The 14,335-nt window shown below is 47.9% G+C and carries 12 protein-coding genes; 11 read left to right on the top strand and 1 reads right to left on the bottom strand.

What is annotated here, in order from left to right; genetic code table 11:
• The first annotated feature begins 6 nt into the window (after positions 1-6).
• Positions 7-870, top strand: a complete 864-nt coding sequence (locus MHH48_RS23235; protein ID WP_076325005.1) for a carbohydrate ABC transporter permease — start codon at positions 7-9, stop codon at positions 868-870.
• Between the two features lie 45 nt (positions 871-915).
• Here MHH48_RS23235 and MHH48_RS23230 read toward each other — a convergent pair whose 3' ends face one another.
• Positions 916-3,156, bottom strand: a complete 2,241-nt coding sequence (locus MHH48_RS23230; protein ID WP_076325004.1) for an AraC family transcriptional regulator — start codon at positions 3,154-3,156, stop codon at positions 916-918.
• A gap of 488 nt (positions 3,157-3,644) precedes the next feature.
• On the opposite strand from MHH48_RS23230, the gene sucC reads away from it, so the two are divergent.
• The 10 genes from sucC (at position 3,645) to fliE (ending at position 14,324) form a co-directional block, all read left to right on the top strand.
• On the top strand, positions 3,645-4,805 hold the full coding sequence (gene sucC, locus MHH48_RS23225; RefSeq protein WP_076325003.1) for an ADP-forming succinate--CoA ligase subunit beta: 1,161 nt from the start codon (positions 3,645-3,647) through the stop codon (positions 4,803-4,805).
• Positions 4,806-4,901: 96 nt separating this feature from the next.
• The gene (gene sucD / locus MHH48_RS23220; protein ID WP_076325002.1) at positions 4,902-5,831 is read left to right on the top strand and encodes a succinate--CoA ligase subunit alpha; all 930 of its coding nucleotides are present in this window, start codon (positions 4,902-4,904) and stop codon (positions 5,829-5,831) included.
• 131 nt (positions 5,832-5,962) lie between these two features.
• On the top strand, positions 5,963-7,138 hold the full coding sequence (dprA, locus tag MHH48_RS23215) for a DNA-processing protein DprA (protein WP_076325001.1): 1,176 nt from the start codon (positions 5,963-5,965) through the stop codon (positions 7,136-7,138).
• A 36-nt stretch (positions 7,139-7,174) separates the two neighbouring features.
• Positions 7,175-9,274: a type I DNA topoisomerase gene (gene topA, locus MHH48_RS23210; RefSeq protein ID WP_076325000.1), complete on the top strand. Its 2,100-nt coding sequence runs from the start codon at positions 7,175-7,177 to the stop codon at positions 9,272-9,274.
• 21 nt (positions 9,275-9,295) lie between these two features.
• On the top strand, positions 9,296-10,624 hold the full coding sequence (trmFO, locus tag MHH48_RS23205; RefSeq protein ID WP_076324999.1) for an FADH(2)-oxidizing methylenetetrahydrofolate--tRNA-(uracil(54)-C(5))-methyltransferase TrmFO: 1,329 nt from the start codon (positions 9,296-9,298) through the stop codon (positions 10,622-10,624).
• Positions 10,625-10,653: 29 nt separating this feature from the next.
• A complete protein-coding gene (gene hslV, locus MHH48_RS23200; RefSeq protein ID WP_006211334.1) occupies positions 10,654-11,196 on the top strand; it encodes an ATP-dependent protease subunit HslV in 543 nt (180 codons plus the stop codon).
• A gap of 49 nt (positions 11,197-11,245) precedes the next feature.
• Entirely contained in the window at positions 11,246-12,652 is a 1,407-nt protein-coding gene (gene hslU, locus MHH48_RS23195) for an ATP-dependent protease ATPase subunit HslU (RefSeq protein ID WP_076324998.1), read from the top strand.
• Between the two features lie 456 nt (positions 12,653-13,108).
• Positions 13,109-13,516 carry a flagellar basal body rod protein FlgB gene (gene flgB / locus MHH48_RS23190; RefSeq protein ID WP_076324997.1) on the top strand — a complete coding sequence of 136 codons (408 nt, stop codon included), beginning with the start codon at positions 13,109-13,111 and terminating at the stop codon, positions 13,514-13,516.
• A 5-nt stretch (positions 13,517-13,521) separates the two neighbouring features.
• The gene (gene flgC, locus MHH48_RS23185; protein WP_076324996.1) at positions 13,522-13,971 is read left to right on the top strand and encodes a flagellar basal body rod protein FlgC; all 450 of its coding nucleotides are present in this window, start codon (positions 13,522-13,524) and stop codon (positions 13,969-13,971) included.
• Between the two features lie 44 nt (positions 13,972-14,015).
• Positions 14,016-14,324, top strand: coding sequence for a flagellar hook-basal body complex protein FliE (gene fliE / locus MHH48_RS23180; RefSeq protein WP_076324995.1), 309 nt, complete (start codon positions 14,016-14,018; stop codon positions 14,322-14,324).
• Positions 14,325-14,335: the final 11 nt, after the last annotated feature.

Genomic DNA, 14,335 nt, shown 5'->3' with positions numbered 1-14,335 from the left:
AACGTGATGAAACCGAAATGGAACTGGTTTGACGCGCTCAATGCCTTGATTTTGTCCGGGATTGTGATGGCGTGTCTATACCCGTTTGTTTATATGCTGGCCGTGTCCCTCAGTGATTCCGCATCCATCGCCTCCGGGGAAGTATGGCTATGGCCGAGGGGCTTCAACCTGGATATGTATCAGTATGTGTTCGAAGACGGACGGGTGCTGAAAGGATATAAGAACACGCTGATTTATGTGATTTCAGGAACTGCCATTTCTTTGATTGTAACGGCACTTGGGGCTTATGCGCTGTCCAAGACCAAGATGGTCATGGGCAAACCGATCTTGATGCTAATCGTCTTTACGATGTTTTTTAACGGTGGGATGATTCCGACGTTTCTGGTCGTGAAGGAGCTTGGCTTTGTCAATACTATATGGGGTATGGTGCTGCCCGGAGCGGTAGGCACCTGGAATCTGCTCATCATGCGAACTTTCTTCATGGGTATGCCTCAAGAGCTAGAGGAATCCGGAAAAATAGACGGGTTGTCCGAAATCGGAATCTTCTTCCGGATTGTGCTCCCGCTCTCCAAGCCGGTGCTGGCTACCATCGGATTGTATTATGCCGTCGGGATGTGGAATAATTTCATGGGGCCGCTGCTGTATCTGCGGGATGCCGATATGCAGCCGCTCCAGGTGATTTTAAGAAACATCGTGCTGTCGGGGCAATTGACGGGAACGGATGGTCCGGTTGTAGGCGATATCGTGGTGGTGGAGGATGGCTTGAAATTCGCTACCATTATGGTGTCCACCTTGCCGATCCTGCTTGTCTATCCGTTTATACAGAAGTATTTTGTAAAAGGGGCTTTGATTGGCTCGGTTAAAGGTTAAAGGTTAAAGGTTACAGGTTAAAGCGGCCGGCCGCTCACCTGTGTGTTATCGGATCCAGTTGGTTTTCCGGTAATCACCTGGTGTTTGGCCGGTTACTTTTTTGAACATGCGGATAAAGGAAGTGACATTGCGGTAGCCGATCCGGTTGCCTACTTCCTGTATCGGCATATTTGTTGTCTGCAGTAGTTCTTTCGCTTTTGTTATTCGAATCGAATTCAATTGGTCGCTGAAGTTGCTCCCCGTTTTCTCTTTAATATACCCTGACAGATAAGTAGGCGACATGTTGAGTTTAGAAGCAAGCTGTTCGAGCGATATTTCTTCAGCGTAATGCGACTCCAGATAATGAAAGACATATTGAATGATATCGTAATGTTCCTCTCGTTTCAGACGGATCGCATGGGCTGCATGGGCGAGCTCGTCGAGAAGGATGTCGCGGTATTGCTCAGGGGTCACGCTGTATGCAAGCTTTTCTGCGTAGTCCGGAAGTGCGTCGATATTGATTTTCAGCAGTTCTACTGTCCTTCTCATGCGGACCGAGACCGATTTGGCAAAGTGGCTTAGTTGATCGGCCGTGGCCTCTTGCCGCTGCAATCGATCCAGGGCGCGCTCAATGAGCGATTGGCAGCTGCTCTCGTTGCCGGCCTGTAAATTCACGTAAAACTCGTGCTCTTGCTCGGCAGTGAATCCTGTTACATCTTCACGGCGTTCTTTCTCCCAGATGATCTGGGTTTCCTCAATCGGCATGGCTTGTTGCAGGAGCGACATGGCTTCTGCATAAGCCCGGTCAAAATCAGAGGTTTGCTGGAACACGGACGAAACCGCAATATTCACGAGATAAGTGCTTTGATCTTGATCAAAAATCTGTTTGAGCTGACTCAGACACTGCTGCAGCATATCAGATTTTTCTTGAGTATACACAATGGACAAGATTTGCTTGCCCTCCATCTGAAGGGTGTGGGATAGGGGAAACGATTCTTGTATTTGCAGCGTGATCATATCTTTGATCTTGCCGGTTGCTCTTGTCATTAAGGCATCAAGCTGACGCGAAGGGACGTGCCGGTACCTCAACTGATAAACGATAACCATGAATGCACCCTCGCCGACCCAAAGCTCTTTGGCAGCGGCGGTATCAAGTGCAAAGTTTTTGAACTGGGCCAAATAATGGTAGCTGGTTAAGAGCGGTTTGGTATGGTCCATCCATTCCTTGATGCTCTTTCGTTCATGCTGCAAACCCTTCAGGTGGTTGGAAATGGCGCTGAATTCGGCAATGCTCCCTTGATATAACTCCATCTCCGCCTGGCCCAGTCCTGTAACCATTCTCTTGAGCGGCCGATTGATTTTGCGGGAAAATACCCAAGATGCCAGAATCCCGATGAGCAGGGTAGCTGCAAATAACAGCACGGCAATCCAGTTCATGCGGCTGATGCTTTGGTTGAGTTCGTTATGCGGAATAATGGAGACGTAGGTGAGGCCGGAGCGGGTGCCCTTTTCGTAAAAGTAATAAGATCCCTTCTCCATCATCCATTCCGATTGGCCGTCCCATTCCGGCAGTGGCTGGGTTTTCACATCCGGGGCTGATTCGAACAGAATTTCTCCCTCCGAGTCCATCAGCAGAAAACGGGAACCGGTCATTCCTTTATAGGATTCATACCAGCTTTTCATATTTACGAGAGCTATGATCTTCCAGGGACTGCTCTGTACGTTTGTAATTAGAGGCATCAGCTGTAACTCGCTCTTCTCTGTCCCGATGGAGAAAATGCTGCTGGGGAGCATATGTAGAAAACCGGTTGTGTGATATCTCTGTTTCCAGAACTCGTATGGATAGGAGTCGCTTATGTAGTAATGCTTAAACATGCGGTCATCGTCAACGATGCCATCCCGTTCAAGCAGGAAGGAATGATTCTGGTAGTAAATCATGACATTGTTCAAGTGATAGTAGGGCTGGCTTACCAAGGTCCGGATCTGATCCATCACCATATCCACCTGCAGATAATTGATGCCCTTCTTTCCGCCGGAATCGGCCTGCCTGTTGATATTGCCGACAAATTCATCGTGCTGAAGGTTGAGGAGGAGATTCTTCCAAGTAGAGTATTGTTTCTCAAATTGATCTACGGTATTTCGAATCAGGGTCAGATTATATTTGACAATTTCATTGTTTACATTACGGGAGTAGAATGTCATCGACCATAAATTGTAGGAGGAGAGCAGGAAAATCACGATGAGAAAATACACCAGCATTTTAACAAATAATGAATGCAGTGGAAAAAATGACTTCAACCAACTCATGCTGAATCTCCTTATGAATGCGTTCACTAATCTTTCAATCATTCTAACGGATAGTGGAAAAAGGATAAAGAGTTTTATTTTGCGTCACAGTTTAACTTAAATAAAAAGGGATTTAATGGTATAATAGTAATCGATATACTAATTATTTCGGATAGGAGAGGGAAGCGGGATGACCATATTATGGGAAAATATTATGATTATGCTAGCAGGATTGTTAGGTATTGCCGTTGTCGCATTGGGGATCATTGGATTGATACACTATGCACGGAAAAACAAATGATTTTTACATATTTCTCCAATTTATATCTGGAAGGAATCATACCCATGCCAAATAGAGTGGATAAACTGTGAACTTTTTAAGGTAAGCGTTTTAAAAACATGTTACAATAGCTTGGGTTTAATATATAAAGGTTGACAGGGGAATCTTTCATAGATTAGTTCCGTGTTAGCCAGCCTTGTTCCAGTCATGTTGATAGGAGGATTCGAGAATGAATATCCATGAATATCAAGGAAAACAAGTACTGAAGCAATATGGAGTAGCTGTTCCGAACGGCAAGGTAGCGTTTACGGTAGAAGAAGCAGTTGAAGCTGCACAATCTTTGGGTAGTCCCGTAACCGTTGTCAAAGCACAGATTCACGCAGGCGGTCGGGGTAAAGCCGGCGGCGTTAAAGTGGCGAAGAGCCTGGATGAGGTTCGTGCTTATGCTGAAGAAATTCTGGGCAAGGTGTTGGTGACTCACCAAACAGGTCCGGAAGGCAAGGAAGTCAAGCGTCTCCTCATTGAAGAGGGCTGCGATATTCGCAAAGAGTATTATATCGGTGTGGTCGTTGACCGTGCTACCGGTCGTGTCGTTTTGATGGCGTCCGAAGAAGGCGGTACCGAGATTGAAGAAGTTGCAGCAGCAACTCCTGAGAAGATTTTTAAAGAGGTTGTAGATCCAGCGATCGGACTTCAAACATTCCAAGCGCGGAAATTAGCGTATTCCATTAATATTCCGAATGAACTGGTAGGTAAAGCCGTTCAGTTCATGCTGGCCTTGTATAAGGCATTTGTAGAGAAGGATTGCTCTATCGCTGAAATCAATCCGCTAGTCGTAACCGGTGACGGAAACGTCATGGCTCTCGATGCCAAACTCAATTTCGATTCCAACGCGTTGTTCCGTCATAAAGACATCCTTGAACTGCGCGACCTGGACGAAGAAGACGAGAAGGAAATCGAAGCATCCAAATACGATTTGAGTTACATAGCTCTCGATGGCAACATCGGCTGTATGGTTAACGGCGCAGGTCTTGCCATGGCTACAATGGACATTATCAAGTATTATGGCGGCGATCCTGCTAACTTCCTTGATGTTGGGGGCGGTGCAACAACGGAGAAGGTAACGGAAGCCTTCAAGATTATTTTGTCCGATCCTCAAGTAAAAGGAATTTTTGTCAACATTTTCGGCGGTATTATGCGTTGCGACGTTATCGCTACCGGTGTTGTCGAAGCTGCAAAACAGCTGGGCTTAACTCGTCCGCTTGTTGTACGCTTGGAAGGAACGAACGTAGACCTCGGCAAGCAGATTCTGGCTGAGTCCGGTCTTAATATCGTACCTGCTGATTCCATGGCCGACGGAGCACAGAAGATCGTCTCCCTCGTTCAGTAATATTTCATTCCTGAAGGGGCATGGCACGATGGGCTTCTTAGCCCTGCCGTGCGGTTGCTTTCATTTTCAAATAACAATAGGGGATGTGAATCAATCGTGAGTATTTTGATCGATAAAAATACAAAAGTTATCACGCAAGGGATTACAGGTAAAACAGCCCTTTTCCATGCAAAAGGCGCCCTGGATTACGGTACACAGATGGTCGGGGGAACTTCACCCGGCAAAGGTGGAACCGAAGTTGAAATTACGCTTGAGAACGGCGAAACCGTCAAATTGCCGGTTTACAACACCATTGAGGAAGCCAAAGCCAAAACAGGCGCAACCGCTAGCGTAATTTATGTACCTCCGGCTTTTGCAGCCGATTCCATTCTGGAAGCTGTTGATGCCGAGATGGATCTGGTTATTTGTATTACGGAAGGCATTCCGGTGCTGGATATGGTAAAAGTATCCCGCTATATGGAAGGCAAGAAAACTCGTCTGATCGGTCCTAACTGTCCTGGTGTCATTACACCGGGTGAATGCAAAATCGGCATCATGCCTGGCTACATCCATACGCCAGGACACGTCGGCGTTGTATCGCGCAGTGGTACCCTGACATATGAAGCCGTTCATCAGCTGACAGCTCGCGGCATCGGACAATCCTCTGCCGTAGGGATTGGCGGCGACCCGGTTAAAGGGACGGAGTTTATCGATGTATTGAGACTCTTTAATGAAGATCCTAACACCAAAGCGGTTATTATGATCGGTGAGATCGGCGGTACCGCAGAGGAAGAAGCGGCTGAATGGATCAAAGCGAACATGACTAAACCAGTGGTAGGCTTCATTGGCGGCGCAACGGCGCCTCCAGGAAAACGTATGGGCCACGCAGGCGCGATTATTTCTGGCGGCAAAGGAACAGCCAAGGAGAAAATCTCTGTACTTGAAGCTTGCGGTATCAAGGTAGCTCCTACACCTGCTGAAATGGGCTCAACCCTGGTTAGCGTGCTTGAGGAGAAAGGTCTTTTGGAGTCTTGCACGACTCACTAGAACTAGATTCTTATGCAATCCTAGGCTAAGCCTATGGTTATAATTTAAGGTAAGCAACCTTTTATTTCCTGAATAGGAAATGAAGGGTTGCTTTTTTGCTTTTGATTTTATATTTTAAGGAGGTCCCGCTTATGAAGCTGGATAGCTTACTGCTCATCGCATTGCATGAAAGCGAAGGTATCGGATGGAAGACCATTAATCGAATCATATTGAACGGTGAACTGCATCAGGGGCTGCTGTCATATGATGCAAATGATTGGAGAACCTGTGGTTTATCTGTCGAAAAAGCGAATAAACTGGCCAAAGATTTTTCTTCCGTTGTCGAAAGAAAGCAGATTGATCTTTCGAGTGCGGATGATGTCGGGTTTGGACAACATGAAGCCGGGGTATGGAATTTGACAAACCGTTCAAAAATACGTATTATAACAGCCCTCGATGATATCTACCCGGACATGTTAAAATCTTCACCACAGGCACCCTGGGTACTGTATTGCATAGGCGATCCTCATCTGCTGTCGAGGCCGGGGATTGCGATGGTAGGTACAAGAATGCCTACTGCATATGGGCGCAAGATTGCAACGATGCTATCCGAGGAGTTGGCAGGGGCAGGGTTCATGGTTGTCAGCGGCATGGCCAGAGGCATTGATAGCGTAGTCCATGATACGGCTTTGCGAAGCGGGGGACCGACAGTAGCGGTTCTCGGAGCCGGCATTGACGTGATATATCCACCGGAGAACCGATCGCTGTATGAAGAAATCGCGGCAAAGGGACTTATCATTTCCGAATACCCGCCTGGCACCAAGGCGCTCCCGGGATTCTTCCCGCAGCGAAACCGGATTATTGCGGGACTCACGCTAGGTACCGTGGTGGTAGAGGCGGATGCCCGCAGCGGATCGTTGATTACGGCGGATTTAGCCCTGGAGGCAGGAAGGGACGTGTTCTCCGTTCCGGGACCTCTCACTTCACCCAAGAGTAGAGGGACCTTGGATTTGATCAAGCAAGGGGCCAAGATGGTCACGCAAGCTAGTGATATAATAGAAGAATATGATTCCTGGTTGCCAAAAGTGGCTTCGGATACATACAATAAGGAGCGGCGGGCCCCTCGTCAGGAGCATCCGGATGAACTAGCCGGGTTGACAAATGACGAACGACAAATATACCATATGCTCGAACAGGGTCCCGGGTCGCTGGATGAGATGATCGAGCGCACCCGGTGGGATTTTGGACATTTGCATTCAGTTCTGTTATCTTTAATCATAAAAAAGCAGATTACCCAATTACCCGGTGCTATATATAAGATCATTTAATGGGAAAGTTTGAATGTTGGAGAGGAGGATGAACCTGTGGCGGATTCACTCGTCATCGTAGAGTCGCCTGCTAAGGCGAAAACGATTGGCAAATATCTCGGCAGCAAGTATATCGTGAAGGCTTCGATGGGTCATGTTCGCGATTTGCCGAAGAGCCAGATCGGGGTTGAAGTGGAAAACGACTTCAATCCGAAATACATTACGATCCGCGGAAAAGGTTCTGTCTTAAAGGAACTTAAGGATGCTAGCAAAAAGGTGAAAAAAGTGTACCTCGCAGCTGACCCCGATCGCGAAGGGGAAGCCATTGCATGGCATCTTGCGCATGCATTGGAGCTGGATGATACTCAAAGCCTGCGGGTTGTATTTAATGAAATAACGAAAACGGCCGTGAAGGACGCCTTCAAGACGCCGCGCAAAATTAACATGGATTTGGTTAACGCGCAGCAGGCAAGACGTATCCTCGACCGTTTGGTTGGTTATAAGATCAGCCCTATTCTATGGAAGAAAGTAAAAAAGGGACTCTCTGCCGGCCGCGTTCAATCGGTAGCCGTCAAAATCATTCTCGACCGTGAGAATGAGATAAGCGCTTTCGTTCCGGAAGAATATTGGACCATTACAGCTAAGCTGGCCATTAAAGGATCCGCATTCGAAGCCAAATTCACGCAGCTTAACGGCGCGAAGAAGGAGCTGACCAATGAACAGGAAGTCAATGAAATTCTCGAAGCGATTCGGGATGCTTCCTTCCAAGTCGGCGAAGTAAAAGAACGCGAACGTCAGCGCCACCCGTCTCCACCGTTTACGACGAGTTCCTTGCAGCAGGAAGCTGCACGTAAACTTGGTTTCCGGGCTGCCAAGACCATGTCCGTTGCCCAGCAGCTGTACGAGGGCGTCGAGCTTGGCAAGGAAGGCACCGTCGGTTTGATTACCTATATGCGTACGGATTCCACGCGCATTTCAGGCACGGCTCAAGAAGAAGCGAAAGAATACATCACCGAGAAGTATGGTGATCCGTTCGTTCCGGAGAGCCCGAGACAATACTCGAAAAAAGCGGCCAACGCTCAGGACGCGCATGAAGCGATTCGACCTACATCGGTGCTGCGGGATCCTGAATCCGTAAAGCCGTTCATGAGTCGTGATCAGCTTCGCCTGTATAAACTGGTTTGGGAGCGATTTGTGGCGAGTCAGATGTCTTCTGCTGTGCTGGATACGCTTTCTGTGGACATTACCGCGGGCAAGACAGTCTTCCGCGCAACGGGTTCGAAGGTTCGTTTCCCTGGATTTATGAAGGTCTACGTTGAAGGCAACGACGACGGGACGACTGAGGAAGATAAATACCTGCCAGAGCTTCATAGTGGCGACATTCTGGAGAAGCAGGATATTGAGCCGAAGCAGCACTTCACACAGCCGCCTCCGCGTTATACGGAAGCACGTCTTGTCCGAACGCTGGAGGAGCTCGGTATAGGGCGTCCTAGTACGTATGCACCGACGCTGGAGACGATCCAGAAGAGAGGCTATGTTGCCATCGAAGAGAAAAAATTCATGCCAACCGAGCTCGGTGAACTTGTCATCGAACAGATGGAGCAGTTCTTCCCGGAAATTCTCAATGTGGAGTTTACGGCGAACATGGAAGAGGACCTCGACCATGTGGAGGAGGGCTCCGAAGATTGGGTCAAAGTATTGGCAGAGTTCTATGAATCCTTTGAAAAGCGCCTTGAAGTAGCAGAGGAAGAAATGAAGGAAATCGAAATCGAAGATGAAGTTTCCGATGAGATCTGCGAAAAATGCGGTAAGCCATTGGTGTATAAGCTGGGCAGGTTTGGTAAGTTTCTTGCATGCTCAGGCTTCCCGGATTGCCGGAATACCAAGCCGATCGTGAAAGATATCGGCGTGGCGTGCCCGAAATGCAAGGAAGGTCATGTCGTGGAACGCCGGAGCAAGAAGGGGCGCGTCTTCTTTGGGTGTGATCGTTATCCCGAATGTGATTTTGTATCATGGGATAAACCGTCAACGAAGCCATGTCCGAATTGCAGTAGTTTGATGGTAGAGAAGAAGAGCAAGCAAGGCATCAAGCTTCAATGTACTTCTTGTGATTATTCTGAAATGGTCGAGGAACAGGACGATGCAGCAGATTTGTAAGGCATACAGGGGGTAATGACTTTGACAGATTCACAGAGGGTTACGGTTATCGGTGCAGGGCTTGCAGGCAGTGAAGCTGCTTGGCAGATCGCTAGCCGCGGCGTACCCGTTACATTATATGAGATGCGGCCGGTCGTTAAGACACCGGCTCATCATACGGACAAGTTCGCTGAGCTTGTATGCAGTAATTCGCTCCGCGCGAACGGTTTAACCAACGCAGTCGGGGTATTGAAGGAAGAAATGCGGATGCTGAACTCGCTTGTCATCGGTTCGGCAGACCGCAATTCCGTCCCGGCTGGCGGCGCATTGGCCGTTGATCGTGATGGTTTTTCGGGAGAAATTACGGAAACCCTGCATCAGCATCCTTTAATTGAGGTTGTAAATGAAGAAATTCAGCATATACCTGAAGAAGGCATCGTTGTTATTGCCACAGGGCCTCTGACTTCGCCCGCATTGTCATCACAGATTCGTGAGCTGATGGGTGAGGACTATTTCTATTTTTACGATGCGGCTGCTCCGATCGTGGAAAAGGATTCCATCGATATGAGCAAGGTCTATCTGGCATCCCGTTATGATAAAGGCGAAGCGGCATATCTGAATTGTCCCATGACGGAAGAGGAGTTTGACGCTTTCTATGACGCTCTTATCAATGCCGAAGTCGCTCAATTGAAAGAGTTTGAGAAGGAGATTTATTTCGAAGGCTGCATGCCGATCGAGATTATGATGAAGCGTGGTAAACAAACCGCCTTGTTTGGCCCCATGAAACCTGTTGGATTGGTGAACCCACATACAGGCAAGCTGCCACACGCTGTGGTGCAGCTCCGTCAGGATAATGCGGCAGGTACTCTCTACAACCTTGTCGGTTTCCAGACTCATTTGAAGTGGGGCGAACAGAAGCGGATCATTTCCATGATTCCGGGACTCGAGAACGCCGAAATTGTGCGTTACGGCGTCATGCACCGCAATACGTTTGTTAATTCGCCTAGACTGCTGGAACAAACCTATCAGGTAAAAACACGGCCTAATCTGTATCTGGCGGGACAAATGACGGGTGTTGAAGGATATGTTGAATCGGCGGCATCCGGATTGATTGCTGGAATCAATGCAGCAAGAGCAGCTCAGGGGCAGGAGGGGATTGTATTCCCTCAGGAATCAACCATCGGAAGTATGGCCTACTACATCACCCATGCAGATCCCGATAACTTCCAGCCGATGAATGCGAACTTCGGTCTTCTTCCGAGTCTCGAGAAGCGCATTCGCAACAAAAAGGAAAAAAATGAAGCGCTTGCGAGCCGAGCTCTTGACGGAGTACGAATATTTATTAATGCTAACGAACTAAATACAATCTAATCTTATTTTCTTAGGGAGGTCTTGCCATCATGGAAATGACTTTTCACGCCACGACGATTTGCGCAGTACGGCATAATGGCACAGCAGCTATTGCCGGCGATGGCCAAGTTACATTTGGTGAAAGTGTAGTCATGAAGCAGACCGCCAAGAAAGTGCGCCGTCTTTACCGGGGACAAGTTGTCGCCGGTTTTGCCGGTTCTGTGGCGGATGCAATTACGTTATTTGAGAAATTCGAAGGCAAGCTGGAAGAGCACCATGGAAACCTGCAGCGTGCCGCTGTTGAGCTCGCGAAGGACTGGCGTCAAGACCGTGTGCTTCGCAAACTTGAGGCTTTGATGATTGTTATGGATAAAACAGGAATGCTCCTGATTTCAGGCGGCGGCGAAATCATCGAGCCCGATGATGATGTGCTGGCCATAGGGTCAGGCGGCAATTTTGCCTTGTCGGCAGGTCGGGCGCTTAAGCGACATGCCGGACATATGGAAGCAAAGGATATAGCGAGAGAGGCGCTTCAGATCGCTTCTGAGGTGTGTGTCTATACCAACAGCAATATTATTGTCGAAGAGCTGTAAGGATGCCATACAGTAACATATAGCCATATCAGGGGTGGAGGTATTCGCGATGAGTAAAGAATCGATGACGCCAAGACAGATTGTATCCGAGCTGGATAAATACATCGTAGGGCAGAAGGACGCTAAAAAATCGGTCGCTGTAGCCCTTCGGAACCGCTATCGCCGGAGTTTGCTTACAGATGACGAGCGGGATGAAATCGTACCGAAGAACATTCTGATGATCGGTCCTACCGGCGTCGGCAAAACGGAGATTGCAAGAAGGCTTGCCAAGCTGGTCCATGCACCGTTCGTCAAGGTCGAGGCGACAAAGTTTACCGAGGTTGGTTATGTTGGGCGTGATGTGGAATCCATGGTACGTGATCTTGTGGAAACCGCGATCCGGATGGTGAAGCTGGAACGTACCGAGAAGGTAAAGGACAAAGCCGAGGAAATGGCGAACGAGCGGATCGTTCAGCTGTTGGCACCTTCAACCAAAGGACAGAAAAGTCAGCGCAATCCCTTTGAGATGCTGTTTGGCGGTGCCAATAACGATACCCAGGCCGAAGATGAGGATGCGGACGATAAGGACGTTAGTCTCAAAGAGAAACGGAGACAAGTTCGTTTTAACCTGCTGTCCGGTAAGCTTGAAGATGAAACGATTGAGATTGATGTCGAGGATGCTGCTCCGAACATGTTTGATATGTTTGCGGGGCAGGGCAATGATCAGATGGGGATGAACATGCAGGAAATGTTCGGTAATCTGATGCCAAAGCGCACAAAGCGCCGCAAGCTGTCCGTCAAGGAAGCCAGGAAAGTGCTGACGCAAGAGGAAGCTGGCAAGCTTATCGATATGGATGATGTCATTCAGGAGTCTATTCGTCGGGCAGAGCAATCCGGTATTATCTTTATCGACGAGATCGACAAGGTTGCCAGCCAGGGCCGTCAATCAGGTCCAGATGTGTCCAGAGAAGGTGTGCAGCGCGATATTTTGCCTATCGTTGAAGGCTCCACGATTATGACGAAATACGGGCCGGTAAAAACGGACTTTGTCCTCTTTATCGCTGCCGGTGCTTTTCATATTGCGAAGCCATCGGATTTGATACCCGAGCTTCAGGGGCGTTTTCCGATTCGGGTGGAGCTCAGCAGCTTGTCACTCGACGATTTTGTATCCATTTTGACCGAACCGAAAAATGCACTAACCAAGCAATACGTCAATCTGCTGCGTACTGAAGATCTTGAGGTTGAGTTTTCCCCAGAAGCAATACGGGAGATCGCCCAAATCGCGGCTTCGGTTAACCAGAACACGGAGAATATAGGCGCGCGGAGACTTCATACGATATTGGAGAAGCTCCTCGAAGACCTGTCATTTGAAGCGCCTGAGTTGACGCTGGACCGCATGGTGATCACGCCGCAGTATGTCCGGGAGAAACTTGCCGGCATCGCCCAGGACCGGGATCTGAGCCAGTATATTCTGTAGTTGCATGCATATAGGTCTATCTTCCGGGTATGCGAAAGGAAATAATTGTCGATATTCATCATGACCCTACTAGCAAGTTGTCGAAGCGATTTCGCATGTTGGAAGGGATCGGGACGGATTCGTAATTTTTTGTGAATTTTATGGGTCGTAGCAGGACCTACCCTTCGGGAAAAATCGCTTAAATTTTACAGATTTAGTGGTACGATTTGCAATAATATAGAAAAAAATCGGATAAAAATGAACACAAAGCCCTTCTTTTTGGTAAAAGATAGGGCTTTTTTCTTATTGTAAAAAGTCCCAATCTTTAAGAAACTTAGTTTATGTGACATCATGTTGTCTTTTTCTACTTAAGACCTAGGTTAGTTCATACGGATTATATGATTTGTCGAAAAAAGAGGATTTAGCTAGGAAGAGTGGAATACCTTTCTGCAAAGTCCAGTCAGGAGGAATGAGCTAGTGAACCTGTTGAATAATAGTTCTTTTCAACGGCTTCAAAGCGGTTTGGATGCAGCAAATCTCAGAAACAATGTGATTGCAAACAACATCGCCAACGTGGATACTCCTCATTTTAAGAGATCCGAGGTATCCTTTGAGAGTCTTCTGAAAAAAGAAATGGATGGGGCCCAATTGTCACTTCAGGGCAGAAGAACAGATCCCAGGCATTTTGTCATTGGTCCAACCGGGGGGATTCCTGATGCTTCGGTCATGAAGGATGGCAGCAGCTCCATGAATAACAACCAGAATAATGTCGATGCAGACAGAGAAATGTCGCTGCTTGCAGAGAATCAGCTCCGTTATAATTCATACATACAAGCTGTAAATGAGCAGATTCGAATGATGCGTACAGCTATTGAAGGGAGATAGGGTTCATGAATATTAGCAATAGTTTCGGTATTAATGCATCAGCTCTAACAGCACAACGGCTTCGAATGGATGTCATCTCCTCCAACATAGCCAATGCAGAAACTACACGCGCACGAATCGAGAATGGCCAAGCCGTTCCGTATCGCCGAAAAACAGTTGTGTTACAGCCGCAGCAGGAATCGTTTGAAGGGCTTCTTAGAGCACAGATGAATGGACAGAATGTGGGACAAGGGGTAAAGGTTGCCCAGGTACGGGAAGATCAAACCCCGCTGAAACAGGTATATAACCCTACACATCCTGATGCGAATGCGGCAGGCTATGTCTTTATGCCTAACGTGGACATTACGAAGGAAATGGTGGATATGCTAGCGGCTACACGTTCTTACGAAGCTAACGTTACTGCGATAAATGCTTCGAAAGCGATGATTATGAAGGCATTGGAGATCGGTAGATAACAAGTGAAAATACATAAGCCCATATTGTAGGAGGAGAGAAAGAGATGATTCAAAATGCAATGTTCAGTGTTCAGGGCGTACAGCCGCTTCAACTGCAGGAGCAAGTGAAAAATGGAGCGACTCCTTCCGAATCGATTCGCGATTTTGGCTCTTACCTGAATGAAGCACTGAACTCTGTGGCAGCACAGGAACAAAATGCTCATGTCATGAGCGATAAATTAATGATTGGACAAGTAAACGTAGATCAGGCGATGATATCCGCCCAACAGGCTCTGTTGAGCATTCAGCTCACAACACAGGTCCGAAACAAAGTGGTAGAAGCCTATCAAGAGATCATGCGCACGCAAATCTAAATGTTTCTAGC

The organism is Paenibacillus sp. FSL F4-0100, assembly GCF_037993005.1.
GTDB lineage: Bacteria > Bacillota > Bacilli > Paenibacillales > Paenibacillaceae > Paenibacillus_AQ.
The sequence above is the reverse complement of the archived record's forward strand: the minus strand, read 5'-3'. Positions and strand labels throughout refer to the sequence as shown.